Consider the following 25,287-nt stretch of genomic DNA (forward strand, 5'->3'; position numbering starts at 1 on the left):
GCGACTACCGAAAGCCCGGATTTAAGGGGATTTTCTTGCCCGAATAAAAATTGCCAAAAATTAATTGTAAAAAAGTTTTGCTCTACACTTGTAGAATTTAAATTTATTTCTACATTTGTAGAACACACTCTCAATTTGTAGTATATGACACTTTCTAATGCCGAAGAACAACTAATGCAATTGCTCTGGAAACAGGAAAAAGCGTTTATGAAAGATCTTATAGATGCGTATCCTGATCCTAAGCCAGCGACCACAACAATCGCAACGCTATTGAAACGGATGCAAGACAAAAATTTTGTTGATTATGTGCAATACGGGCGGTCACGAGAATATTTTCCGCTGGTGCGCAAAAAAGATTATTTCTCAAAACAAGTAAACGGGATGATTAAAAATTTCTTCAATGACTCTGCCGCGCAGTTTGCTTCGTTTTTTACAAAAGAAACCGATTTATCCCAGCAAGAACTTGAAGATCTTAAAAAACTGATTGATGAACGTCTAAAAACAGAGAAAAAATGATAGCCTATATTTTAAAGTCGGTATTGTGTTTAATGATTCTCTGGGGCTTTTACAAAATCACTCTCGAGCAACAAGCTGCACACCAGTTTAAACGTTTTTATTTATTAGGAAGTCTGGTTTTAGCGTTTGCTCTGCCCTTGATTACCTTGAGCTATTCTGTAGCAGTTGAACCGCAACCGGCAGTTGAGCAGGTCGCATTTGATACTATTGCAGTTACAGACGAAGTAAATACATCGATTGAAGAAACTATACATTGGACACCTATACTAATAGGCTCAATTTACGCAGCAGGAGTATTGCTTTTTGGCATTAGATTCTTACGTAATCTATATCGCCTACGCGAAAAAGTAACTCACAATGAGCGCGTAAAATCTAAATCGCATATTAATGTGCTCCTTCTTGAAAAGATAGTCCCACATTCGTTCTTAAACTATATTTTCTTGCCCAAAAATGACTTTAAAAACAATGCGATCGCTCCAGAAGTTATGGCGCACGAGCAGGCACACGTAAGTCAAAAACACAGTTGGGACATTCTCTTTATTGAGGTTTTACAGGTGATATTTTGGTTTAATCCACTGTTAATTTTACTTAAAAAAAGCATTGCATTAAATCACGAGTTTCTAGCCGATAGCGTTGCGCTATCCCAAAATAAAAATGTAGAAAATTATACTAATCTTTTATTCACCTATTCGGGTGGTAGTCATCATACCGCGTTATCAAGCCCGATTAATTATTCATTAACTAAAAAACGAATCATTATGTTATCAAAAACCCGTTCGGTCAAAAAAATGGCCACCCGTCTCGCACTCTTTGTGCCCGTACTCGCCCTGTGCTTTTATTTCTTTAATGAGAAAATTGTGGCTAAGCCCGCAAACCTTCAGCAAAAGGAAGAAGTACCGACTCAAAATGATCAGACTTCTGACACCTTAACCGACACTTACATTCAAAGTGACAAACCTAGAGTTATTACTCAAGCTGATTTGAATGCAATTTCAAAAGATCCTACCTATGGGATTTTAGAAAAGAAATCTCCAACAGCATCTCAGCTGAATGAATGGAAAAACGCTTCGCAATACGGAGTTTGGGTTGACGGGAAACGCATTAACAATGCTTCCCTTAAGAGTTCAAAAGATTACAACTATTATTCGATAAGCAAGCTTGAGAAAAATGCAAAAAATTACGGCTCGCATTATTATCAGGTTGATCTAATGACTGCGGAATACTATGAAAGTCATAAAAAAATTCAGAACCCACCTACAGCCGAGGAAGTAAAAACATACCTCGCTCAAAATGAAAAAGTCCTGAACTTAACAGTGACCGGTTCGCAGGTTTGGGTCAATGGCAAAGAGACAAGCATTGAAAATTTTGCAAAGGATCTCAATGCACTTAGCAAGGATTGGACTTTCAGTGATAAACGCAATTACAGTATCCACGTGAGAACCACAGATCCTGCTGAAAAGATTTGGCAAAAACTGCAAAGCGCCTTTGAAACAACTGCCTTATATAAGGCAAACCCTAAAGGTTTAATACCACCGCCGCCACCACCTGTTCCTGCCTCTCCAAATTCGGGAACTCCACCACCGCCACCGCCTGCTGCACCAAAAGCAGGAACTCCTCCACCTCCACCTCCACCGCCGTCAACACAGGAAATGGTAGACCTGGCAAAGAATAACATTTATTATAACGATAAAAAGATCTCTCCCGCCAAAGCTAAATCGTTAATGAAAGAGAGTGATAACTATAATATACTAATGACTAGTTTCAAAGGTCAAAAGGCATTAATTATAAAGGACAAAGAATAACAAGCTTCATCCTCTGTATAGCTTTAAACAAAAATAATCAGGTATGACAGCCTACCTCATCAAATCAATCTTATGCCTGCTGGTGCTTTGGGGCTTTTACAAAATCACTCTCGAGCAACAAGCTGCACACCAGTTTAAACGTTTTTATTTATTAGGAAGTCTGGTTTTAGCGTTTGCTCTGCCCTTGATTACCTTGAGCTATTCTGTAGCAGTTGAACCGCAACCGGCAGTTGAGCAGGTCGCATTTGATACTATTGCAGTTACAAACGAGGTTGATACATCGATTGAAGAAACTATACATTGGACACCTATACTAATAGGCTCAATTTACGCAGCAGGAGTATTGCTTTTTGGCATTAGATTCTTACGTAATCTATATCGCCTACGCGAAAAAGTAACTCACAATGAGCGCGTAAAATCTAAATCGCATATTAATGTGCTCCTTCTTGAAAAGATAGTCCCACATTCGTTCTTAAACTATATTTTCTTGCCCAAAAATGACTTTAAAAACAATGCGATCGCTCCAGAAGTTATGGCGCACGAGCAGGCACACGTAAGTCAAAAACACAGTTGGGACATTCTCTTTATTGAGGTTTTACAGGTGATATTTTGGTTTAATCCACTGTTGATTTTACTTAAAAAAAGCATTGCATTAAATCACGAGTTTTTAGCCGATAGCGCTGCGCTATCCCAAAATAAAAATGTAGAAAATTATACTAATCTTTTATTCACCTATTCGGGTGGTAGTCATCATACCGCGTTATCAAGCCCGATTAATTATTCATTAACTAAAAAACGAATCATTATGTTATCAAAAACCCGTTCGGTCAAAAAAATGGCCACCCGTCTCGCACTCTTTGTGCCCGTGCTTGCCTTGTGTATTTATTTCTTTAATCAGGAAATTGTGGCGAAGCCTGTTTACTTAAATTTAGATAAGCAAACAGGTTTATTGAATACACAGACAAATTCTGATTCCTTGGCTTTAGAATATTACAAAGCCTCTTCTAAAAAACAAGTGTTACTTGATAAAGTTCGACACCAGGAGTATCCCACTTTAAAAATACGTGTTGAAGATGAATTGGTATGGGTAAATGGGGAGTCTACCTCCATAGAAAATTTTGCTCAAACGATTAACATGATTACCAAAGACTGGAGCAAAAGTGATATGATGAATTATTCACTACAACTCAAATCTCAAAACGGTGTAGATAAATTTGTAGGGAAACTTACTGGTGAATTCAGAAAGACGAATCTTTATAAAACCAATCCTTCACGACAATTAATTCCGCCTCCACCACCGCCAGCTCCAGAAGTACCTCAGGGTCAACTTCCGCCGCCACCGCCACCGCCAATATCTGCAGATCCTGTATATTCTAATGCAAAAGAAGAAGTATTTGAAATAGAGGTGTTTGATGTTATTAGCATTGATATTGACAAAGACAATCAAGTCTTTATTAACAACATTAAGATTGATGAAAACAATATCGAAGAAGCATTGAATAAATACAATACAAGGACATCAAAAGAAGAAAGAGAACAATTTTTAGATGTCAAAATTAAAGTTGATCCAGATATTAAAATGGGTGTTTTAACTGACGTTAAAAGTGCACTTCGCTCGTATGGCATAAAAAAAATAAGTATTACTTCTGAGCCAGTTAATTTTAATAAATCTAAAGTTCAAAAACCTACTCAAGAACAAACACCTGTAGTGATGATTAATACGCTAAAAGAAAATAACGGAACTGCTTACTACAACGGTAAAAAGATTTCTTATGAAGAGGCACTTTCCCTTATGAATAGGAAAAACGATTTACAAATACTCCTCAATGAAAATAAAGGAAAAGGAACTCCTGATCTAATCATAAAAAATAATTAAATAGAAAAGGGTCAAATAAATTTAAATCTTATTTGACCCTTTTTTTTACCTCTACTTAATAGAAACGTTTTCTGAGAAAACAATTAAATTATCGTTACCTCCGCCTGTAAGTCTTCGTACAAAAACCTCGATATAATCATTAGCCTCTAAATTAACTACACTAGCTATACTAACATTTTGTATTTGAGTATCACTTGCTATTAAAACCACTGCATTAGATTCTGTTATTACAGTTCCGTTTTTGGCTAATAAAAAAGCATAAAAATTATCTGCAGCACCTGTAACACGTACAGACAGTGATGCTGTTAATTGAAAATTACGACCTTTTCTTCCGGTATAGGTAAGACGATTGTCACCCCCACTAGCTGTAAACCTAAAAAGGTTTTGAGCAGCAAAAGCACCGTTTCCCTGTATTTCTACAGCAGTACCATTAGATATAGACTGTGTAAATCCTGTAGTTAAGCCACTCGTAGAATAAAAATTAGCTGATGCATTGCCATCTGTTTCAACAGGTATTCCTTCACAATTTACATCCCATTTTATGGAAAAGTTATATCCGGGAAATGTATTTGCAGCTGTATAACCATTTACTAAAGTCCCTGCCCCCACAAAACTCAAACCACTTAATAAACCCGAATTAACTATAGTAGGATTAGAACTTACATTTAATCCGGTCTCCCCGGCATCTGCCACAATACGTCCATTTGCCATTTGCAGGTTGTCAAATGCTCCTGTTAAGGTCATAAACGTGCCTTGATTAGTATCTGTCCAGAATGTGTTACTCATAAAAAACGATTCGATACCCGATACTGTAAAACCGGTAGTATTACCCACATACTGGGAAACATTAAAAAATACAAGGTTTAATCCGGTTAATGTTCCCAATGATGATGCCCCAGAAAATATAGTATTATTCACTATCAAAACACCACCTGTCATATCAAAAACCTGACGATTACCACCACTTATTGTAAGATTTCGAATACTACCTCCGCCACTACCATTAAATAGCGAACCTCCTGATGCATTTACTAGAATATCGCTTCCAGAATCTACTCCTTCTACATATGCACCATTTAAGTTAATAGGGAAATTAATAGGTATGATTCCGTTGATCTCATATAAAAAATTGGTGTTTAGTAAATACTGAGTTCCTCCACCTGCTGCAAGTTCGTCAGACAAATCTGCAACACTTTTAACCAATTTGTAATTATCTCTTTTAACTGCACCGGCAAGCTCTACCCAAACGGTTCCGTCGTTATAATAATAACTATTTGTTTCAGAATTGAAAATCGTAAGACCCTTTACAGGCGCGACAATACTGTTCATCTGAGCTGTAGTCATTCGAGGCAGCAACACACCACGTGTCGATGAAGTAACATCAAGTATACTTGAAGCATCTGGAGATGTTATTCCTATACCTACCTGTGCAAAAACTATAGCAGGTAATATAAATAATAAGAAGCGTAGATTTTTAAGCATAAAATAGGGATTTCAAACATTAATTGCGCGTAAAATTACTGTCAAATACTGCCCAATTACACATATTAACGATGATTAACCCTTTATTTGCGGTAGATGGTATATTTATACAAGTTAAATAGTACAAATACTACAACGGTGTATAAACTACACTATACTAAATTATTCTATATTACGTTCTATTAAAATTCATCAAATCAAAATACCTATGTTAAAAAAGTTTTTTATTCTTTGTTCTGGAGCAGATCACGCCCTTTTAGAAACTTGTGCTCCCGGTGAGCAAAATAAATATGCAGGTATAGGTGCTACTGTTTTTTTTACCGCACTTATGGCATTTGTAGCTTCAGCCTATGCATTATTTACCGTTTTTGATTCTATTCCTATAGCTGTAGGATTCGGTTTTATTTGGGGACTATTAATTTTTAATCTTGACCGTTTTATCGTTTCTACAATTAAAAAGCGAGAAAACTTTTTAGACGAATTTTTACAGGCATTACCCCGCCTTATTCTCGCGCTCATAATCGCAATAGTCATTTCAAAACCACTCGAATTAAAGATTTTTGAAAAAGAAATTGATCGGGTTCTTTTAGAACAAAAAAATGATTTAACCCTGGCTAATCAGGTTCAAATTGCAGATCAATTTACCCCTGCGCTAGCCTTATTAGATGCTGAAATTACCGAACTAAAAAATGCGATTACTACAAAAGAAGCCGAAGTAAATACGCTTTACAATACGTATATCGCAGAAGCGGAGGGAACCTCAGGAACAAACCGCCTGGGAAAAGGGCCGGTTTACAAAGAAAAAAGAGAGAAACACGATGCCGCTTTAGCTGAATTAGCAAAACTTAAAGAAACCAATCCTGAGAAAATAGCTGCACTTGAAGTTGAGAAAGATAAAATCACCACAACTTATGATACCCGTGTTGCTGAAACACAACCTATCATTGATAATTTTGACGGTTTAATGGCGCGTATTGAAGCTTTAGAAGAACTACCCTGGATTCCTTCTTTCTTTATCTTTCTACTCTTTCTAGCTATTGAAACGACTCCTATTTTTGCTAAGTTAATCTCACCAAAAGGAGAATACGATTTAAAATTGGCAGACGCCGAAGGCGAACTCAAAGCCTGGGTGACTCAAAAAGCGAATCAGCGTAAAAATTTAATTGACGCAGATAATGTGGTCAACGATAAAGTATATGGTGATCTGGCACAGGAAGAAGAACTTTACAATTACAAAAAGAAAATGGCCCGCGACCTGATGCAAAAACAACAGGATGCTTTTTACAAAAGACAGAGTAAGTTACTTTAGGTCTTCATAAAACAGTGCTGATGCGATGCTGAAACACATTCAGCAGGATTTTAAAACTCCTTTCTTAAATTACTGAATGATGAAGCCTTGAGATGAATGCAACTTCTCGATATAAATTTGAACCTGCTACCGCTGTTCAAATTCACTCGAAGTGACATAATTAATGGCTATAAGTTCGAGTATTTCCACAATGCCATAGCATTGTGGAAATGTATCGAGAACTAAAACTTACGGTCCGGATTGTATACGCTCAAATCTAATGAAGGTTTTTTACCATTAATGATTTCAGAAACCAGTAATCCTGTGGCTGGGCCGAGGCTCCAGCCCATCATCGCGTGACCGGTGGCGAGGGTAAGGTTTTCCCATTTTGAAGTTTTACCTATATACGGCAAACCATCTGGAGTTACCGGTCGTAAACCGCACTGCGCTTCAGCCTTTTCTTGTTCTGTAATAGAAACATTTTTGAAGTATTTAGGCACCGCTTCTGCTATGGCTTCAACACGGGCCTTATTGATGTTGTGATTAATTCCTGCGATTTCCATCGTACCGGCATAACGGGTAAAACCGTTCATTGGCGTTATAGCAACTTTGGCTTCACAAAGTATAGATGGTAATGTAATACCGGTTTCTGATGTAGAGTTAATGCGATAGCCTTTACCGGCCTGCATTAAAATATTTAAGTTTAGTTTTTTGTTTAAAGAACCTGCCCAGGCGCCTGTAGCGAGGATGACCTCATCTGCGGATATCGTTTTACCCCATTCTGTTTTGACTTGCGTTATCTTTTTACCGTTAAATTCAAAATCAATTACTTTTTCATTTTTTAAAAAAGTAACACCTTTGTTTAGAAGCAAAGTTTGTAGTTCTGCCATAAATTCTCCTGGTGTGGTATGTTGATCACACTCGTAGTAGGCGGCTCCTTTAATATTTAATCGTGCATTAGGCATTTTTTGCTGTACTTCTTCCGCAGACAGCATTTTTGCAGGCAAACCCTCTTGCGTTGCTAAACCAAGTATATGAGCTTCTTCATCTAGCATATGATCTGTTTGACACAGCATCAACAAACCTTTTTTTTCTAACTGAAATTCAAAATTTTCGGTCTCTTTTATTTCTGAATATAAATCTCTAGACAATAAATTAATAGCCTTAATCGCAGGTATCGCCTTAGCTACGTTAGCTTCTGAACAGGATTTATTGAATGCTACAGACCATTTTAAAAATTCAGAATCGAGTCGCGGCTTTATGTACAACGGACTCTTACTGCTAAACATCCATTTTATGCCTTGCTTCATCGCTCCCGGTGCTGCAAGCGGTATAATGTGACTGGGCGTGAGATATCCGGCATTTACATAAGACGCTCCGCCATTCATTGCGCTTTGATCAATAATTGTAACCTTATGACCTGCTTTTTGCAGATAATATGCGCAGGATAAACCTATGATTCCGCCGCCAATAATTACGCAATTTTTACTCATAATCGTCTATTTAAATCACTTGAAACCCGAATGCATACGGATCTTCTTCATCTATAGTCATCGTATTGTGCCCGTAAATACGTGCCCAACCTTTGATACTGGGTACTATTGCCGGAAAATTACCCAGGGTGGTTACTTCTTCTACACAGCCTATAAATTTTGAGCCGATGATACTTTCGTGAATAAATTCGGTTTTAGGTTCTAAAAGACCGCGTGCGTGTAACTGAGCAATACGTGCCGAAGTACCTGTGCCGCAGGGAGAACGATCTATCGCCTTATCACCATAAAATACAGCATTTCTACCCGATGAAGTTGGGTCTATAGGCGTTCCCGTCCACAACATATGGCTTACATCTCGTATGGTATCATTTTCAGGATGAATAAAATGATTGGGGTATTTTAAATTAATACGCTGCCGCAACTCCTGACTTAACTGAACAATTTTTGAAGCTGAGTAATCCTGAATCCCGCTAAAGTTTTTCTGAGGATCAACAATCGCATAGTAATTTCCGCCGTAGGCAACATCAAATTTAAGTTCGCCTAACTCAGGGCAAATTATGGTCAAATCTTTTGCTGCCAGATAACTTTTTACATTAGTTAATTTTACCCAATCTACTTTGTTACCAGTCTGCTGATACTCGATTTCTACCAGTCCTGCGGGAGCTTCCATTCGTATTCTTCCGGGGATTTTAGGCACAACCAGACCTTCTTCAATGGCGATCGTTATTGTCCCTATAGTCCCGTGGCCGCACATAGGTAAACAACCGCTGGTTTCTATAAATAGAATTGCAAAGTCATTTACAGGATCGTGGGGCGGAAACAAAATACTACCGCTCATCATATCGTGACCGCGGGGTTCAAACATTAGACCCTTACGTATCCAGTCATATTCCTTTAGAAAATGCTGCCGCTTCTCGCTCATCGTCTTGCCTTCTAAAGCAGGACCACCGGTTTTAACCACACGCACAGGATTACCACAGGTATGTGCGTCTATACATTCAAACGTGTGTATGGCCATTCTTATTTGTTATTTCTTGTTTCTTGATTGAAGGAATTTGGGTAAATTTTTTAATGTGTATTTTAACCTTTTACGGCTTTAGCGATATATGCATCTACCTGCTCTTCGAGAATAGGAAGCGTTACTGTTCCTGAGCTTAAAATCACTTCGTGAAATGCCCTAATGTCAAAGTTCTCACCAAGTTCCTTTTGAGCACGTTCCCGTAATTCGCGTATTTTGAGTTCGCCTATTTTATAACTTAACGCCTGTCCCGGCCAGCCGATGTAACGATCTGTTTCTGTGTTGATCTCATGAATAGAAAGCGCTGTATTTTGCGACATATAATCAATAACCTCTTGTCTTGACCATCCCATTGCATGTATGCCGGTGTCAACCACAAGGCGACATGCACGCCACATCTCATAGGTAAGCTGGCCAAATTTCTCATACGGAGTTCTATAAATGCCCATCTCATCTGCCAGATATTCTGCATACAAACCCCAGCCTTCACCGTAAGCCGAGAGGTATAAATTTTTTCTAAACTGCGGAATACTATCGCCCATTTCCTGATTAAGCGCTCCCTGTAAATGGTGACCCGGCACCGCCTCGTGCGCCGTTAAAGCAGGTAAGGTATATAAGGTTCGACTATCTAGTTTATACGTATTTACTAAATAATGCCCTGCCTGAGTACCATTAATACTACTTCCAGAATATCTTCCTCCCGTATATTTTGGTGCGATTGCATCGGGAACTTTTATAACACCATAAGGCTGGCGTGGAAGCTTTTTAAAATATGCGGGCAACTCGTTATCAATGCGTTTTGCAATGTCACGCGCGTGCATCAAAAGCGCATCGCCTGTCGTTACAAAAAATTGTTTATCGGTACGTAAAAACTGAAGAAATGCTGCAAACGAACCTTCAAATTCAACTTCTTTTATGATTTCTTCCATTTGCGCTTTTATGCGCGCAACCTCAGCAAGGCCCAGCTCGTGAATAGATTTTGCGGTATATTCTTTAGAGGTGGTGTAAAAATTAATGCGATTTTGATAAAATGCTGCACCGCCGGGTTGCGCAGAAACGCCGATAGCATCCCGACTATTGGGTAAATATTCAGTTTCAAAAAAGGACTTAATTTTTTTGAAACTCGGTACTACATCATCTGTAATAATTTGCTTTGCAGCAATTAATAAAGAATCTTTTCGCTTTTGCGAAATATTATCTGGTAACTCTAAAAAAGGAGAATAAAAGTAGCTCTCTAACGGATTTTCTACAATATGGGTCTCGTAGGATGCTTCATAACCTTTAAAAATTATTCGGGGCTGAACGATGCCCCGCGCAAGACCTTTACGCATTAATTTAAACTGACTTTCTGTAAAATACGGAATAGCTTTTAATCGCTCAAGGTATCCTAATGCCTGCTCATAACTGCGAATAGGCCGTACCTGATAATTGAGATCTAAATGAAACCCCTGATCGGCCTGCAAGGGATTGAGATACATTTTATATGTATATTCATCAATCTGATCCTGTAATACAAAGCGTAGTAATTTATACGAAATCGTCTCACTCGTGTCTAAAACTGCAACAGCAACTTTATCAAGTTTAGCTAGTAAACCAGTTGCAAAATCAGCACGTTCTTTAGGCAACTCTTCATCATAACGCCCTAGCGGAAACGCTCGCCAATCGTAATTACTATGGTTTTGATATTCGCTAATAATACTATCTAATGACACCGTATTTTGAGACAGCGCAGAAGCGGAAACAAAAAGAATCCAAAATAATACAATATAGTTTTTCATATGCTGAATTCTTTAAAATTGGTTTTGATTTTAATATTGCGTTTTACCATAACGCCCTCTTTTAAAATTTGTATTTCGTACCTTCTGCTAGCTATTTACGAGTTGCTGTATTTTCCATTTACCTTACGTAAAATTCCTAATGGGTTAGAATCCTGTAAAGCGGCAGGCAACAATTCTTGTGGCCAATCCTGATAGGACACCGGGCGCACCCAACGGTAAATTGCATCATTACCCACAGATGTAAATTTAGAATCTGAAGAAGCCGGGAACGGACCGCCGTGCTGCATTGCGGGACACACCTCAACGCCGGTAGGAACTCCGTTAAAAAGGATTCTTCCTACTCGAGAGCGCAATGCATCTATTACATCACTGTATTGAGCAACCTCGGTGGTTTCGCCAATTAATGAACCTGTTAATTGCCCTTCTAGTTGATTTAATATTTCTACTAATTGCGCCTGTGAATCACAGGTAACCAACATAGAAAATGGTCCAAAAACCTCGTTATGTAATTCTGTGTTTTCTAGAAAAGCATCTCCGGTAACCTTTACTAAAGTAGGCTTACCGTCGTTTGCTCCTTCTGTAGCCAGTTTTACGGCAAGTACTTCGGTTGAAGAAGCATCAAGCATCTTTTGTTTTCCGGTTTCATAAGCCGAATGAATATTAGGATGCAACATGCAACTTGCTACCTGCTCATCTAAACAGGAAGCCAGATGCTTGCCAAAAGTATCTAACTCAGCGCTAGCAACACCTAGTATGAGTCCGGGATTTGTACAAAACTGCCCTGCTCCCATATTAATACTTGCAGCATATTTTTTAGCCCAGGATTCTCCATTTACTTTTAAAGCTTCCGGGAGCATAACAACAGGATTAATACTTCCCATCTCTGCATAAACCGGTATAGGCTCTGCCCTATTTCCTGCAATTTTACACAATGCTTTACCTGCTTTTATACTTCCTGTAAAACCAACACCTTTAATCGCTGGGTGTTTTACTAATTGCTCACCTACCGCAATACCTTTACTATTTAAGTTTGAAAATACACCTTCGGGCATTCCTGTTTTTTGCGCTGCTTTAATAATCGCTAAAGAGACCAGTTCTCCGGTAGCTGCGTGCATAGGATGACTTTTTACTATTACCGGGCAACCTGATGCCAGCGCGCTTGCCGTATCACCACCGGCAGTAGAAAACGCAAACGGGAAATTACTGGCGCCAAATACCGCTACGGGACCTATAGCAATCTGCATTTTACGCAAATCTGGTTTAGGAGCCGGGCTGCGATTAGGCTCTGCAAGATCTAATGTTGCCTGTACCCAATCGCCTTGTTCAAGAAGCGCAGCAAAAGCATTTAATTGACCTATAGTACGACCACGTTCTCCCAGCGCTCTACCTTCAGGAAGACCAGATTCTGTAGTGTATGTATCTATAAGCTCCTGACCTAATGCCTCAATCTCTACTCCTATTTGACGTAAAAACAAAGCACGTTCAGCATCGCTTTTCTGTTTGTATATCGCAAAAGCTTCAGTAGCCAATTTTGCAGCGGCATTAACCTCAGCTTCTGTAGCTTCAGTAAACGTCCACTCATTTTCTGTATTTAGTTTTGGGTTTATGGTGGTGTAGGTTACGTTGCCTTCCGCAGAAATTTTACTTCCTATATAATTCTTACCTGTTATCATTTGTTCAATTTCTTTTAGCTCTGTTTTTTGATTTATTAAGTTTTTCTCAATAATCAATATAGTTAAGTTCTGTGCACTACCTGTAAAGCAAATACCTCTTGTTTACGGCAAAAGCACCGGGACTGCGGTGCTTAATTTTTCTCATTAAATTGAGTAAATAGATGTTTTACAATGCCTTGTGCCTTTATAGTAACTGATAGTCGCATAAAAAACTAAGCATTCAATCTATTTACACATCAATTTAAATTACGCATTTGTTATACCGAAGCGCCAGCACTTAAGTTTTTATATTCTGGCAATGCGGGACGACTTGCTAGACCTTGCTTTATGATGTTAAGTACTTCATCACGACGTGCTCCAGATAAAGGAAGACGTGGCGCGCGTACATGCTCAGAACCTATATTTGTATGTACTTCTGCTAGTTTGATATTTTGTACCAATTGCGCATCTATATCTAATTCTAAAAGCGGTAAAAACCATCTGTAGATTTCTAAAGCTTCTGCAATACGACCTGCTTTTTGCAACTCATAAATAGCAACCGTCTCTGCCGGAAATGCACAAACCAAACCTGCAACCCAGCCATCTGCACCCATTAATAAACTCTCAAGAGCCAGTGTATCTACACCGGTCATAATTTTTAAACGATCACCAAAACGGTTTTTAATACGCGTAACATTTGAAATATCGCGGGTAGACTCTTTTACCGCTACAATATTTGCTTCTTGCAACAACTCTTCAAACATATCTAGCGTTACTTCAATCTTATAATCTACAGGATTGTTATACACCATTATCGGCAAGCTGGTACTTTGCGCTACTGCTCTAAAGTAAGCTACGGTTTCTGCATCGTTTGCTTTGTAGCGCATAGGAGGTAACATCATCAGACCGTTTGCACCATCTTTTTCTGCCTGTGCAGCTGCTGCAATGGCTCCCCTAGTAGTTTGCTCTGCAATATTCATCATTACCGGCACACTCCCTGCAACGATCTCTACGGTCTTGCGCGTTAGGGTACTTTTCTCTTCATCTGTCAACGTGCTTGCCTCACCCAGCGTACCTCCCAAAACGATACCATGTACCCCAGCATCAAGCTGTGCTTTAATATTAATCTCAAATAAATTAAGATCTAATTTATCGTCTGCTGTAAACTTTGTAGTTACTGCTGGCATAACGCCTTCCCAATTGATTTGCATAGTTTCTGGTGTTTTTTACTTAGACAAATGTAGCCGCCTTTGTGGCATTTCATTTTGTAGGTTTTAGCAAGAACTTTGCATATATTGACATAATTGTTCATTTTTACGCGATTATCACGTCAACTATTACTTATTGAAAGTTTTACCTTTTAAAATACCGAAGTCTGGCAATAACGCGCTCATCTTACAGGAAGATCTCGAACCCCTGTTTTATGATCAGCTGCATCAACACCCCGAAATACAGATGAGCTATATCGTATCGGGTAGCGGAACCTTGCTTGTAGGTGACACCATATCTCGTTTTAACACAGGTGATGTTTTGGTTTTTGGCGGAAACTTACCTCACGTATTTAGAAGCGACGCAGATGCAGAGCAACTCTCGCATATGCTTACTGTATTTTTTGACCGCGAAAGCTTTGGCCCTACTTTTTTTGATACTGAAGAATTAAAGGAATTTGATTTTTTCTTTAAAAAAGCGGCTTCCGGTTTTAGAGTGCTAGACACAAACAAACAATATTTAAAAGAATTTTTGATTTTAAAAGACAGACCCAATCTCGAACGATTTATGACTTTTATACGCTTGCTTTATCATCTAAATAAAGCAAAAAAAGAACTGCTTTCTAATTTTACTAAAAACTCAAAATATACAGATACAGAGGGGCAGCGTATGAGTACCGTTTTTGATTACTGCCTAACCAACTTTAAAGAGCGGGTAACTCTTACAGAAATTGCCGAGATCGCCGCTATGAGTCCGACCGCTTTTTGCCGGTTTTTTAAAGAACGAACTAACAAAACTTTCAATCAGTTTTTACTTGAATTGCGTATAGAACATGCCTGTCAAATGTTGCGCACTAATGAAGATCAAGAGGCTATTGCTACTATAGCTTACAGCTGCGGATTTAATTCGGTTTCTAATTTTAATCGGTATTTTAAAAGGCAAAAAGGTTTAAGTCCGCGAGAATATAAGAATCAAATTGCATAAGTATTTACATAAATGCCCAACCCTTTTACTTTATACAGAATCAGATATCTTTTGGGTCGAAAAAAAGCAGTTAATTATTAGACCTGGGGCCTAAATTAATTTTAGATGTTCAAAATTTGAATATGGGTAACTCATTGATATTTAGCACAAAGTCTTTGAAAAAATTCTAACTATTTACAAACTACTTAGTAAACCACCATCAATGGGAATTTGTGTTCCTGTAATGTATGCTGCTTGTTCGGAAGCAAGAAAAGAAACTAAATATCCATACTCTTCTGGTTTGCCGATGCGACGTACCGGTACTTTAGCTTCCATTTGTTTTAAAACTTCGTCTTCAGAAATATTCTGTTCCTGAGCTTTTTTAGCATTTAATGACGTGATCCGTTCGGTATCAAAATAGCCGGTGAGAATACTGTTAACGGTGATTTGATCTTGACCTACTTCGCTAGCCAGGCTTTTTGCCCAGGTGACAACCGCAGCGCGAATAGAGTTTGACAAGACTAAATATGATAAGGGTTCTTTCACAGAAACCGAAGCCACATTAATTATACGTCCCCATTTATTTTTCCGCATAGCGTCCAGCGCCAATTCTGTGGTTAAAACAACCGTTTTAAATAACAAATCAAAAGCCTGCTGATAATCTGAAACTTCCTTTTCTAAAGCGGTTCCGGCAGCTGGGCCTTGTGTGTTATTAACAAGAATGTCGACAGTATTACTTTTGAAAAATTCAGAAATCAATTTTTTATACGCGGCAAACTCAGTAAAATCTACAACCAGAATCTGATGCTGCTGTCCCTGATCTGTTGACAGCTCTTCCAGCACTGCTTCCAGTTTTTCTTGAGATCGAGACATTAATGTTACACTCGCACCGCTCGCCGCCAACTGCATCGCAATGGCTTTCCCAATCCCTGATGTGCTTCCGCCTACTAATGCTTTTTTACCGTTTAATGCTATTTCCATTTTTTATTAATATTACAATTCTAATGTCTCAAATCGTACCTCTATCTATACTCTTCGCGCGTAGGGCTAAACACATCCAGAAGTTTACAGGCTGTTAATGCTTTACCACTGTGTTTTAAATGAGGAGCAATCACAACGATATCTCCGGGATGATACACTTTAGTTTCCCCGTCAAGTGTAAATTCAAATTCGCCTTCAATCACGTGCATAATCTGCTCATTCATATGACTATGCTCTGGCACTTCTGCGCCTTGTGTTACTTCCCAAAAAGCCAAAGAGGTATTTTGTGTATGTACCAGTTTACCCTTATAACCGGGCATTATTTCTTTAGGTGTAATTTCAGATAGTTTGTAATGCATAACTATTGCGTTTATATTTTATTGATGTTAGTCCCTTCTTTATCTCTGCTCTTTTTTAAATTTCTAAAATCTTCAGTCTTAACTCTAATTTCCCCAGATTCTGTTCCACAGACTATTTAACACTTGTTTCATAGCTTCAGGATCGCGTTGTGCTTCTTCAATAGTAAGATCATCAAACTCATTAGGTATAAGTTGATAGCTGAATACAAAACTTAAATTTTCAGCATTTAAATCATATGTACCAAAGCGCAAATCATTAAAATACAAGTCGCCCTCTTTGTCTTCTATAGCATACCAACCTTCGGCAATAGTACTGAGTCTCTTAACCGTTTCTGAGTTTTGCAAATCTCCTAAGAGTTCGCGGTTCTTAGAAACACGTTTAAAAGTTATGGGTTTAGAGTCAAAAAATGAATAATCGGATAAAAGATAATACGCACCAACGTCAATATTTGCGTACCACAAAATGGTATTAAATGCCGCCGGCCGTGTGTCGAGTTCTGTATATTCTATATTCTTATCTGCCAATGCCTGCTCAAATTTCTTAAAGCTTACCCATTTTAAAATTAGGGTAAGTATCATATAGGCCGAACTCACTATGAGTCCCAGGCGATTAAATTTTCTGCGCTTCGCGGAAGTTTTTGGCAAACGCATCGCAAGAATTAAAAAGATTAAAAAAGGTACCGTGTACAGCGGATCGATAACAAAAATATTCTGATAGGCCAGTCGTAAATCAAATGGCCAGAAGAGTTGCGTTCCCCAGGTGGTATGCGCGTCGAGTAGCGGGTGCGTTACCAGGCCCCAGAAAAAGAGCCAGGACCAGTCTTTCCAACTTGCTTCAGCTTTTTTATGGATTTTGCAAACCAGCCATCCCAGCAATGGCGCCATCGCTATACTAAAAACAATAGAATGACTGATACCGCGATGAATTTCAATAGCCGTTAACGGATCTAAAAATTTACCTACAAGAGTATCTAAATCGGGAATCGTACCGGCAATGACACCGTAAAGCATTGCTTTATTGCCTACTTTTTTACCTAAGACGGCTTCACCTACTGCAGCTCCCAGAACAATTTGAGTCAATGAATCCATCTAACTGTCGATTATATTCATTTTCCGAAGTAAAAAGGAAGCATTCATATTCTGGCAAATTCCCTTTTTAAACGTGTAGTCAAAATAAAGTTCGTCATCTTTAATCTGCGCGTCAAAGTAGTAGTTTTTTACTTGCTCAAGATCATCTGCAGCTTCGCAAAGACTTAAATCGTGAGTAGCAATAATTCCTGTGCTGTGTGATGCCACAAGTTTTTCAATAAATTTTCTAGAACCTATCGCTTTATCGGTGCTGTTTGTGCCTTTTAAAATTTCGTCTAGAATGATAAAATAAGTATCTGTTTTAATCGCATTTACAATAAATTGAAGACGCTTTAATTCTGAAAAGAAATACGACTCGTCGTCTGTAAGTGAGTCGCTGGTACGCATACTGGTAATTAATTTTATAGGCGTGTATGCCGCTTCTTTTACGCATATAGGCAAGCCTACATTACTCATCACAACACTTAAAGAAACCGTACGTAAAAACGTACTTTTCCCCGCCATATTGGCTCCGGTAATGATAAAAAATTGCTCATTATCTATGTTAAAATCATTTGCAACCGCTTTTTTGGGATCAAGTAAAGGATGGGCAAGACCTTCTGCTTTTAGGGTGTGGCTTCCAAAAGTAATTTTTGCGAATGCGTAATTGGGATGATTAAAACTGAAATTGGCCAGACTGTTCTGCGCATCAAAAAAGGCGATGACTTCAAACCAATTTGCCACCTCATCTGCATTGGCTGCTATCCACTTCTCTATACGATAACACTGTCGTAAATCAGAAAGAAAGAAAGAATTGATAAACACACCAACAAACATATTGGAACGCTGATCAAGAACCCCCAGCATTTTTGAGAATTGCTTAATTACTGCAGAAGCTTTCGCCTTTTGAGACTTAATCTTAGCCTGTTCCTCTTTGAGCAATACTGAAGAAAACTCCTGCTCTTCCAACAACAACATCAGCTTATAATATTGTTCAAATGTGCTTTGTGTTTTACTGGAATTCTCCCAAAGTGAATTTACTTTCTTAACAAAAGCCCCGCTTATAAATAACCCTGCAAAAAACCACCACATTAAAAAACTACCTGCGATAAAATCAAAATAAACCAGAACAAATAATACCAGAGAAACCGCAGAGAAAGCATTGGGAATCCATTTCATTATTTTTGGAACAAAACCGGTATACGTTTGAAGCCATCTAATAATTGCTTCCGCAGAATTATCTGTCTTAACCAGTGCTGCTGTGGTTTGGTATTTTTGACGCCATTCTACTTGCTCTGCGAGGTCACGTATCGCTTCCTGCTTTTGAGGAATAGTATCTATATCATTTGCAGTGAGCAATTGCGCTAATTTTTGTTCTCCAGTTTTTAAACTGCTGCGGTTCATATATTGAAAAAAGGAGCCTCTGCCAAAAAGATCAATATCTAAACTAAAGGGGTGCAACGGATTCTTATAGTTTTCGCCGTCAGGCAAATTGTGAAAATTGCGATTCAACACCTCTAGTTCTGTTTCATTAAGCTGAATTAATTGCAACAGAAAATCACGCTTGTATTGCAAATCTGAATGTCTGGAAACTAAAACCAGAAACAAAATAATTTCTACAACAACAATACCCATAACAGCTTGTGTGTTTGACCACAAAAAGTATATCCCCGCGGCACCTGCAAGAAATAAACCTAATCTAATCATACTGCTTACCAGCAGGCTAGATTTGATCTGATTTAATTGTGTAGTGTAAGTTTCTAAAAAAGAGGTATAGGTTTCTTTAGGATTTTGCATAGTGGCTTAGGCGAAACTGATTTTCAAAAACTGACCTGTGTTAAAAACTACAGGTCAGTTTTTGTTTATATTTTAATAGTAGTTGGGATTTAAATCCATCAAATCTCGACTTGTTAGTAAAGCTAAAGATTCCATTTTAATCCAGACTTTTTAATTCTTGTTTTAGCTTTTTACTAAGACCCTTTACTATTAGATCATAGCTATTGTCTATAAATTGTGTAAGTAGTTTTGGGGTGAGTTCTCCATTTAGTACCACGGTATTCCAATGGGTTTTATTCATATGAAATCCCGGAAATATACTTTCAGGATAATCTGCCCGCAGTTGCAATGCTTCTTCAGGATCACATTTTAAATTTATACGCGGCTCGCCTTGCTCCCAACTACTCAGACTACTTAAAGCATACATTTTACCCATCACTTTAAAAACAAGCGTGTTCTGGTCAAACGGAAACTCTTCTGTAGTACCCGGTTTTTTAATACAGTATTCGCGATAGTTTTCGATGTTCATTATAGCTGTACTTCTTTGGAGAAAAAAGGAACATTGTAATTAATGTTCAAACGGATAATACATTATATAATCTTCCATCAGGTAGCCGTTCCCGATATCAAAATCCTCCGAATAGGCATTTTTAAAACCGTAATGCTCGTAGAATTTAACGGCCTTATTGTCTCTATTTACATTTAACAAGACACCGGTATCGCCTGCCTTTTTAGCTTCCGCGAAAGCGAAATCCATTAAATAGCGGCCTGCTCCCGTTCCCTGAGTTTTAGGCAACACATAGATTTTATCAACCCTGGTTAGACCTCCTTCAGGGTTCAATTTCTTATCCTTATAATGCAGACTGAATGCCAGATAACCCACAGGCAACTCCTCTTTATACATCAGAAAAAAACGACTCCCTTCTTGTTCCTGTTTTTTAAGTGACGAGATGCTGTACATCATATTCATCATATACGCAATCTGTTCTGATGAAAGAATGTCTTTATAGGTAGTGGGCCAAACTTCGTCTACCAACCCTTTTAAAACCGGCCAATCTGCCTCAGAAACCGGCTTGATGCTAAATTGTTTTTGCCCCTGCATGTTCTGTGATTTTTCGAGTTTCTACTGCTGCTGTTTCTAATGCTTTATAATCGAGTTTCCAGCCTATGGTTTGTACCAGATTTTCCATTAAAGCTACGGTGCTTAAGGCTTGTTTTGAAGCTTCAGCAAACAAACCGCTTTGCGGCACTTTATCTACAATATGCTGTTTTGCTTCTCTATTAATTTCGGTTAGATCTGTAGAAGTAAATGGGTTTGCCCAGCCTTCCTTTTTGTCGTAGTATTTAAAATCGGTTTCAATACTCAGCAATTCTGGCTGCGGAAAGTCCGTTAGAATAATCGTTCTATTCTTAACATCTGGATGCATTTTAATTTTTGTCAAATCAAAACCTATATACGCCTTAGCATCTATAAGAACCAATGCTTTTTTGCTTCCGAGGAAGAGATTCATCCATTTATCTTTTACATTCTGATAATGATAAATCTCAGAGAAATCGCCTTCTACCGTTATAAACTTACAAACGTTGCGTATTTTTTCCATCAATACAACAGATTGCTGTTGTGCGTTATGCTGACGCCTGGTTTTATTAAATCGCGTAAAAACGAAATAAGCAATGACACTACCTAAGGCTAGACCTATGAATAAATATTCCATAAAAACAAAGATAACTTTACTTACCTATTTTTCCCAAATGCCTGTTTTTAAAAACTAACCGAGCGCATAAAGAACAGGTTTGCTAGGTGTTGCATCATTTTCAAATGAAGCTATTTGAAGATTAAGTAAATACCTGCCATCTGTTACGGTATGGGGTACATAAATCATTTCAGTAATTGTAGCATCCATACGTATTTTGCCGTCTAGATCCCAAAAAGCTTTGTGGGATGCCAGAACACCCTCATCTTTCTCACGATCTACACTAGGTAAATCAAGAAGTAAATGTTTTATTCCACATTCTCTAAAAAACACAACGGCCTCCTCTAAGAGATATGGCCAGTTTGTATTTGACCATTTTCTATTTTTTTTACCAGACGTATTGGGCAGGGTGCGTATCACTAGAGCCTCTGGTCTATTGGCTCCCAAAGCTTTTTGCACCTGTTTTTTTGTAAACACATAATCTTCCTTAAATGCTTCAGGAACCAGCGTAACAACCTCTGCAATAAACATAAACGTTTTAAGGCTTTGATTTATGCTATGTACTTTTTCGGTAATATGTCCCACACATTCTGTATGTGTGCCGTGTGCGTGCGGATTAAAAAAAATATTATTGAAATTCACGACCGCTCCCTGTGCCACCGCAGCAATCCATTTGCCTTCTTTTACGGGCTCTATTTTTGGCGCGTTTAAATACCACGCTACAGGATTTGATTCGCCATCAACTAACGGAATACTAAGATCTATAGGTTTTGAAAAATCTACAGTGTATTCTTTCTTATCTATTATTATTTTAGCTAACATACTTTTGAGTTGACAGATTTCTAACGTTATAGGTCCTAATTTTAGCGAAACGTTACATTATAATTCTGCTAAAGATTAATTAAAAACAAATCACTTGCCAGACCATCACTTAAAAACTTTCCTTTTTTAGTAACTACAATGCGCTCTTCATCTCTAAACAAAAGATGCGCTTCAATATGCTTTTGTGCTTGCTGTAGCGCATATTCTTTGAATTTTAAACCAAAAGACTCTTCGATTTTTTGAAGTGAAATTCCCCAGATTGTACGCAAACCGGTCATCACATATTCGTTATATTTATCGGTTACTGAAAGTGTTTCCCGTTCTATGGGCAAATTACCGGCCTTAATTTCCTTAATGTATTTGGGGTTGTTATTAATATTCCAACTGCGTACCTCACCATTGTAACTGTGTGCCGAAGGGCCAACTCCCAAATAGGATTTCCCGGTCCAATATGCCGTGTTGTTTTGAGAAAAATATCCCGGTTTTCCAAAGTTTGAAAACTCATAATTCTCAAAACCTGCTTGTTGCATACAATCAACTAAAATCTCAAAATGCGCCTGAGCAACCGCATCATCTACCGGTTTAACAATACCCTTTTCTATAAATTTCTGAAGTGCTGTATGTGGCTCTACCGTAAGTGCATAGCTAGAAATATGAGGAATATCTAATGCGATTGCTTTATTTAAATTCTCTTGCCAGCGAGCATTACTCATATCTGGCATCCCGTAAATAAGATCTATAGAAATATTATTAAAATATTGTTTTGCCAGTTTAAGTGATTGTACAGCTTCGACCGCATTGTGTGCACGATTCATTAATTTTAAATCTTCTTCAAAAAAAGACTGAACCCCGATGCTCAGTCGGTTTATTTGTGATTGCGAAAGTACTTTTAGCTTGTCTTCGGTCAAATCATCTGGATTAGCTTCTAAGGTAACCTCAGCGTGTTCTGCTACATTAAAATGCAATTGAATTGTATTAAAAATCTGATCAAGCTCATTTGCATCTAATAAACTAGGCGTTCCTCCACCAAAATAAATAGTTCTTAAAATACCCGGAATCTCCTCTTTTCTCAAAATAATCTCATCGCATAGTGCATCAATAAGTTCTTGCTTTTTACTTAGCGAAGTAGAAAAATGAAAATCACAATAATGGCAGGCTTGTTTACAAAATGGGATATGAATGTATAATCCCAATTCCTCTACCGCTATAAGATTCGTTTTATTTATATCTGAAGAATTTTCAGTTTTCATGGAGATTATTTTAAACTCACTTTAGAGGTTTGCGAGCTACAACTCGTTTCTCATTCTGCTTTACAAAAGCATCCCAACCGGTATAATTCTTCCCGGTTTCAACACGACCCGAATTAAAATGATGACAAACCGCAGCAGCAAGACCATCTGTACTGTCTAAATTTTTAGGAAGGGTTTTAAGCCCCAGCAGGCTTTGAAGCATTTTAGCAACCTGTTCTTTACTGGCATTACCATTACCGGTAATTGCCATTTTTATTTTTTTAGGAAGATATTCTGTTACCGGAATTTGACGTGATAAGCCCGCTGCCATTGCCACTCCCTGAGCACGCCCCAGCTTAAGCATAGATTGCACGTTTTTACCAAAAAACGGAGCTTCAAGTGCCATCTCATCGGGGTGGTAGGTATCTATTAACTCAATGGTGCGTTCAAAAATAAGTTTCAGTTTTACGTAAGGATCATCATACTTTTTAAGCATGAGCTCATTGAGCTGCATAAACTCCATTTTTTTATTTACGACTCGTATGAGACCAAATCCCATAATGGTAGTTCCCGGGTCAATTCCTAAAATGATTTTTTCTGATTTCAAACTTAATTTTTTACATCTTTGAAGCTTTCACAAAGCTAAACATAATAAGCGTGATCCTTCTAGAAGCTATCTTAATCCTCTACGTATTTCTTATTGCGCTTTTAGTTGTAGGTTTTATTAAACTTCCTGCACATACTATACCTCAAGATAAAATTCCAACTACCGGCTTTTCAATACTAATTCCGTTTAGAAATGAGGCCGAAAATCTAGAACGTTTACTCCTGTCGTTAGCTGCTTTAAAATATCCTGAAGCTCGTTTTGAAATTTTGTTAATAAATGACGCCTCAACTGATGCTTCTGTTGAAATCATTGAAACTTTTCTTTTGACTCACAAATTGCCTTTAAAAATATTAGATAACGAGCGGTTTTCGGGATCACCAAAAAAGGATGCACTAACTAAAGGCATTGCACACGCAACTTTTGATTGGATTGTAACTACCGATGCAGATTGCCAGGTGCCTGTTTTATGGCTCGATCAATTTAATGCATTAGCTGTAAAAAATAGCATTCAATTTATAGCAGGACCGGTTTCTTTTTTTTCTGAAAACGGAATTTTAAATGCATTTCAGCATTTAGATTTTTTGAGTTTACAGGGCGCTACGATTGGGAGTTTTGGTTTAAACCAAGCTTTTATGTGTAACGGTGCAAATCTGGCTTTTTCTAAAATTGAATTTTTAAGATTAAACGGCTACGAGAAGACAAATCATATTGCCAGTGGCGATGATTTATTTTTGATGCAGAAGTTTAGTAAAGCAAATCCTAAGGGTGTTGTGTACTTAAAAACTAAAGAAGCTCTGGTTCTAACAACAACTCAAAAAACATTTAATGATCTTTTGCAGCAGCGCAAACGCTGGGCTGCAAAAGCCTCTGCTTATACCAGTGGTTTTGCAATTGCCACCTCGTTTCTCGTATTTTTTGGAAATTTTTCGGTTTTAGTGGGATGCTTCTTTCTAGAGCAAATGGTATTTTTAATACTTCTAAAATTTACACTAGATTTTACGCTCATCTATCTAATTGCAACACTTTTCGACCAAAAAAAAGTACTCAAACATTTTAGCTGGGTTATGCTCGTTTACCCGCTTTTTACCGTCAATGTAGCAGTTGCCAGTCAGTTCGGGAAGTTTGAATGGAAAGGAAGAGCGTTTAAGAAATAACTAATCTACTTTAACTAACACTGGCATTTTAAAAGCGGTTTTTACAGGAATGCTTCTCTTATTAGCAGGTGTAATCTTAGGGAGTGAATCAAGACTATCTTTTAACCAAAGCTCTAACTCAGGCAATTGTAGTGCTATAGTGTCTGGTATCTCAACACGCTCAATTTTTAAATCTCCTAACTCACTAATACTTAAATACAGCCAGATGGTATCATTTAACTCGGTCTCAACCATAATTGTTTTATTAGACAATTGGCGTTGAAAATTGAGTGCTAATTCCGTTTTAAAACATTGATATCTTGAATCCTGATCCTGAAGTGAATCGCAAATAGCAAATGAGGGATATTCTTCAACCTCATTCATTTTTATGGTTTTAAGTTCTTCCTGCACTAAAACATCTGAAGATACTTTTTGAGTCTCCAGATCTTTACAGCTTGTAATACACAAAGCAAACGCTAAAAGAAGTCTTAATTTTATCATTTTCTATTGAATGTGAAAATACAATTTTAGACCGAAATAG

At 37.9% G+C, this 25,287-nt stretch carries 23 protein-coding genes; 6 read left to right on the forward strand and 17 right to left on the reverse strand.

Translation table 11 applies throughout. The features are described 5' to 3' along the window. The first annotated feature begins 144 nt into the window (after positions 1 to 144). From ACEN25_RS10420 to ACEN25_RS10430, 3 genes are read left to right on the forward strand one after another with little or no spacing between them, the layout of a single operon-like run. Positions 145 to 516: a BlaI/MecI/CopY family transcriptional regulator gene (locus tag ACEN25_RS10420; protein WP_028376598.1), complete on the forward strand. Its 372-nt coding sequence runs from the start codon at positions 145 to 147 to the stop codon at positions 514 to 516. After that, positions 513 to 2,318, forward strand: a complete 1,806-nt coding sequence (locus ACEN25_RS10425) for a M56 family metallopeptidase (protein ID WP_441802865.1) — start codon at positions 513 to 515, stop codon at positions 2,316 to 2,318. The genes ACEN25_RS10420 and ACEN25_RS10425 overlap by 4 nt, the downstream gene beginning before the upstream one ends. Before the next feature lie 43 nt (positions 2,319 to 2,361). Continuing rightward, entirely contained in the window at positions 2,362 to 4,194 is a 1,833-nt protein-coding gene (locus ACEN25_RS10430) for a M56 family metallopeptidase (RefSeq protein WP_441802866.1), read from the forward strand. Positions 4,195 to 4,245: 51 nt separating this feature from the next. On the opposite strand, the gene ACEN25_RS10435 is transcribed toward ACEN25_RS10430, so the two are convergent. Further along, positions 4,246 to 5,676, reverse strand: coding sequence for a cell wall anchor protein (locus tag ACEN25_RS10435; protein WP_441802867.1), 1,431 nt, complete (start codon positions 5,674 to 5,676; stop codon positions 4,246 to 4,248). 208 nt (positions 5,677 to 5,884) lie between these two features. Here ACEN25_RS10435 and ACEN25_RS10440 point away from each other — a divergent pair, with 208 nt between their 5' ends. Continuing rightward, a complete protein-coding gene (locus tag ACEN25_RS10440) occupies positions 5,885 to 6,985 on the forward strand; it encodes a DUF4407 domain-containing protein (protein WP_441802868.1) in 1,101 nt (366 codons plus the stop codon). A gap of 221 nt (positions 6,986 to 7,206) precedes the next feature. Here the strand turns inward: ACEN25_RS10440 and ACEN25_RS10445 are convergent, their stop codons facing one another. The 5 genes from ACEN25_RS10445 to ACEN25_RS10465 form a co-directional block, all read right to left on the reverse strand. Next, positions 7,207 to 8,457, reverse strand: coding sequence for an NAD(P)/FAD-dependent oxidoreductase (locus ACEN25_RS10445; RefSeq protein WP_441802869.1), 1,251 nt, complete (start codon positions 8,455 to 8,457; stop codon positions 7,207 to 7,209). A gap of 10 nt (positions 8,458 to 8,467) precedes the next feature. After that, complete coding sequence (locus ACEN25_RS10450) at positions 8,468 to 9,475, reverse strand: 4-hydroxyproline epimerase (RefSeq protein ID WP_441802870.1); 1,008 nt, start codon at positions 9,473 to 9,475, stop codon at positions 8,468 to 8,470. A 62-nt stretch (positions 9,476 to 9,537) separates the two neighbouring features. Beyond that, positions 9,538 to 11,253: a DUF885 domain-containing protein gene (locus ACEN25_RS10455; RefSeq protein ID WP_441802871.1), complete on the reverse strand. Its 1,716-nt coding sequence runs from the start codon at positions 11,251 to 11,253 to the stop codon at positions 9,538 to 9,540. A 95-nt stretch (positions 11,254 to 11,348) separates the two neighbouring features. Beyond that, positions 11,349 to 12,926 (reverse strand): aldehyde dehydrogenase (NADP(+)), encoded by a 1,578-nt coding sequence (locus tag ACEN25_RS10460; protein ID WP_441802872.1) that lies wholly within the window; start codon positions 12,924 to 12,926, stop codon positions 11,349 to 11,351. Positions 12,927 to 13,183: 257 nt separating this feature from the next. Next, on the reverse strand, positions 13,184 to 14,116 hold the full coding sequence (locus ACEN25_RS10465; protein WP_441802873.1) for a dihydrodipicolinate synthase family protein: 933 nt from the start codon (positions 14,114 to 14,116) through the stop codon (positions 13,184 to 13,186). 133 nt (positions 14,117 to 14,249) lie between these two features. Between ACEN25_RS10465 and ACEN25_RS10470 the strand changes: the two genes are divergently transcribed. Continuing rightward, positions 14,250 to 15,098, forward strand: a complete 849-nt coding sequence (locus ACEN25_RS10470; RefSeq protein WP_441802874.1) for an AraC family transcriptional regulator — start codon at positions 14,250 to 14,252, stop codon at positions 15,096 to 15,098. Positions 15,099 to 15,272: 174 nt separating this feature from the next. Here ACEN25_RS10470 and ACEN25_RS10475 read toward each other — a convergent pair whose 3' ends face one another. The 10 genes from ACEN25_RS10475 to ruvC all read right to left on the reverse strand — a co-directional run bounded on the left by ACEN25_RS10475 (position 15,273) and on the right by ruvC (position 23,613). Beyond that, positions 15,273 to 16,058 (reverse strand): SDR family oxidoreductase, encoded by a 786-nt coding sequence (locus tag ACEN25_RS10475; protein WP_441802875.1) that lies wholly within the window; start codon positions 16,056 to 16,058, stop codon positions 15,273 to 15,275. Between the two features lie 41 nt (positions 16,059 to 16,099). Continuing rightward, positions 16,100 to 16,417 carry a cupin domain-containing protein gene (locus ACEN25_RS10480; RefSeq protein WP_028376610.1) on the reverse strand — a complete coding sequence of 106 codons (318 nt, stop codon included), beginning with the start codon at positions 16,415 to 16,417 and terminating at the stop codon, positions 16,100 to 16,102. Between the two features lie 84 nt (positions 16,418 to 16,501). After that, complete coding sequence (locus ACEN25_RS10485; RefSeq protein WP_441802876.1) at positions 16,502 to 17,506, reverse strand: metal-dependent hydrolase; 1,005 nt, start codon at positions 17,504 to 17,506, stop codon at positions 16,502 to 16,504. Continuing rightward, positions 17,507 to 19,282 (reverse strand): MutS-related protein, encoded by a 1,776-nt coding sequence (locus ACEN25_RS10490; RefSeq protein ID WP_441802877.1) that lies wholly within the window; start codon positions 19,280 to 19,282, stop codon positions 17,507 to 17,509. A gap of 136 nt (positions 19,283 to 19,418) precedes the next feature. Then, positions 19,419 to 19,790, reverse strand: coding sequence for an MmcQ/YjbR family DNA-binding protein (locus ACEN25_RS10495; RefSeq protein WP_441802878.1), 372 nt, complete (start codon positions 19,788 to 19,790; stop codon positions 19,419 to 19,421). A gap of 39 nt (positions 19,791 to 19,829) precedes the next feature. Continuing rightward, on the reverse strand, positions 19,830 to 20,363 hold the full coding sequence (locus ACEN25_RS10500; protein ID WP_441802879.1) for a GNAT family N-acetyltransferase: 534 nt from the start codon (positions 20,361 to 20,363) through the stop codon (positions 19,830 to 19,832). Next, entirely contained in the window at positions 20,341 to 20,976 is a 636-nt protein-coding gene (locus ACEN25_RS10505; protein ID WP_441802880.1) for a DUF4230 domain-containing protein, read from the reverse strand. Before ACEN25_RS10505 ends, ACEN25_RS10500 begins: the two co-directional genes overlap by 23 nt. Positions 20,977 to 21,030: 54 nt before the next feature. Beyond that, positions 21,031 to 21,777, reverse strand: coding sequence for a cyclase family protein (locus ACEN25_RS10510; RefSeq protein WP_441802881.1), 747 nt, complete (start codon positions 21,775 to 21,777; stop codon positions 21,031 to 21,033). Between the two features lie 68 nt (positions 21,778 to 21,845). Further along, positions 21,846 to 23,027, reverse strand: coding sequence for a radical SAM family heme chaperone HemW (gene hemW, locus ACEN25_RS10515; protein ID WP_441802882.1), 1,182 nt, complete (start codon positions 23,025 to 23,027; stop codon positions 21,846 to 21,848). 16 nt (positions 23,028 to 23,043) lie between these two features. Continuing rightward, a complete protein-coding gene (gene ruvC / locus ACEN25_RS10520) occupies positions 23,044 to 23,613 on the reverse strand; it encodes a crossover junction endodeoxyribonuclease RuvC (RefSeq protein ID WP_441802883.1) in 570 nt (189 codons plus the stop codon). Positions 23,614 to 23,663: 50 nt separating this feature from the next. Between ruvC and ACEN25_RS10525 the strand changes: the two genes are divergently transcribed. After that, positions 23,664 to 24,767 (forward strand): glycosyltransferase family 2 protein, encoded by a 1,104-nt coding sequence (locus ACEN25_RS10525; protein ID WP_441802884.1) that lies wholly within the window; start codon positions 23,664 to 23,666, stop codon positions 24,765 to 24,767. On the opposite strand, the gene ACEN25_RS10530 is transcribed toward ACEN25_RS10525, so the two are convergent. Then, positions 24,768 to 25,247, reverse strand: a complete 480-nt coding sequence (locus ACEN25_RS10530; protein ID WP_441802885.1) for a hypothetical protein — start codon at positions 25,245 to 25,247, stop codon at positions 24,768 to 24,770. It lies immediately after the preceding gene. Positions 25,248 to 25,287 lie beyond the last annotated feature (40 nt).

It is taken from the genome of Leeuwenhoekiella sp. W20_SRS_FM14 (assembly GCF_052119605.1).
GTDB lineage: Bacteria > Bacteroidota > Bacteroidia > Flavobacteriales > Flavobacteriaceae > Leeuwenhoekiella.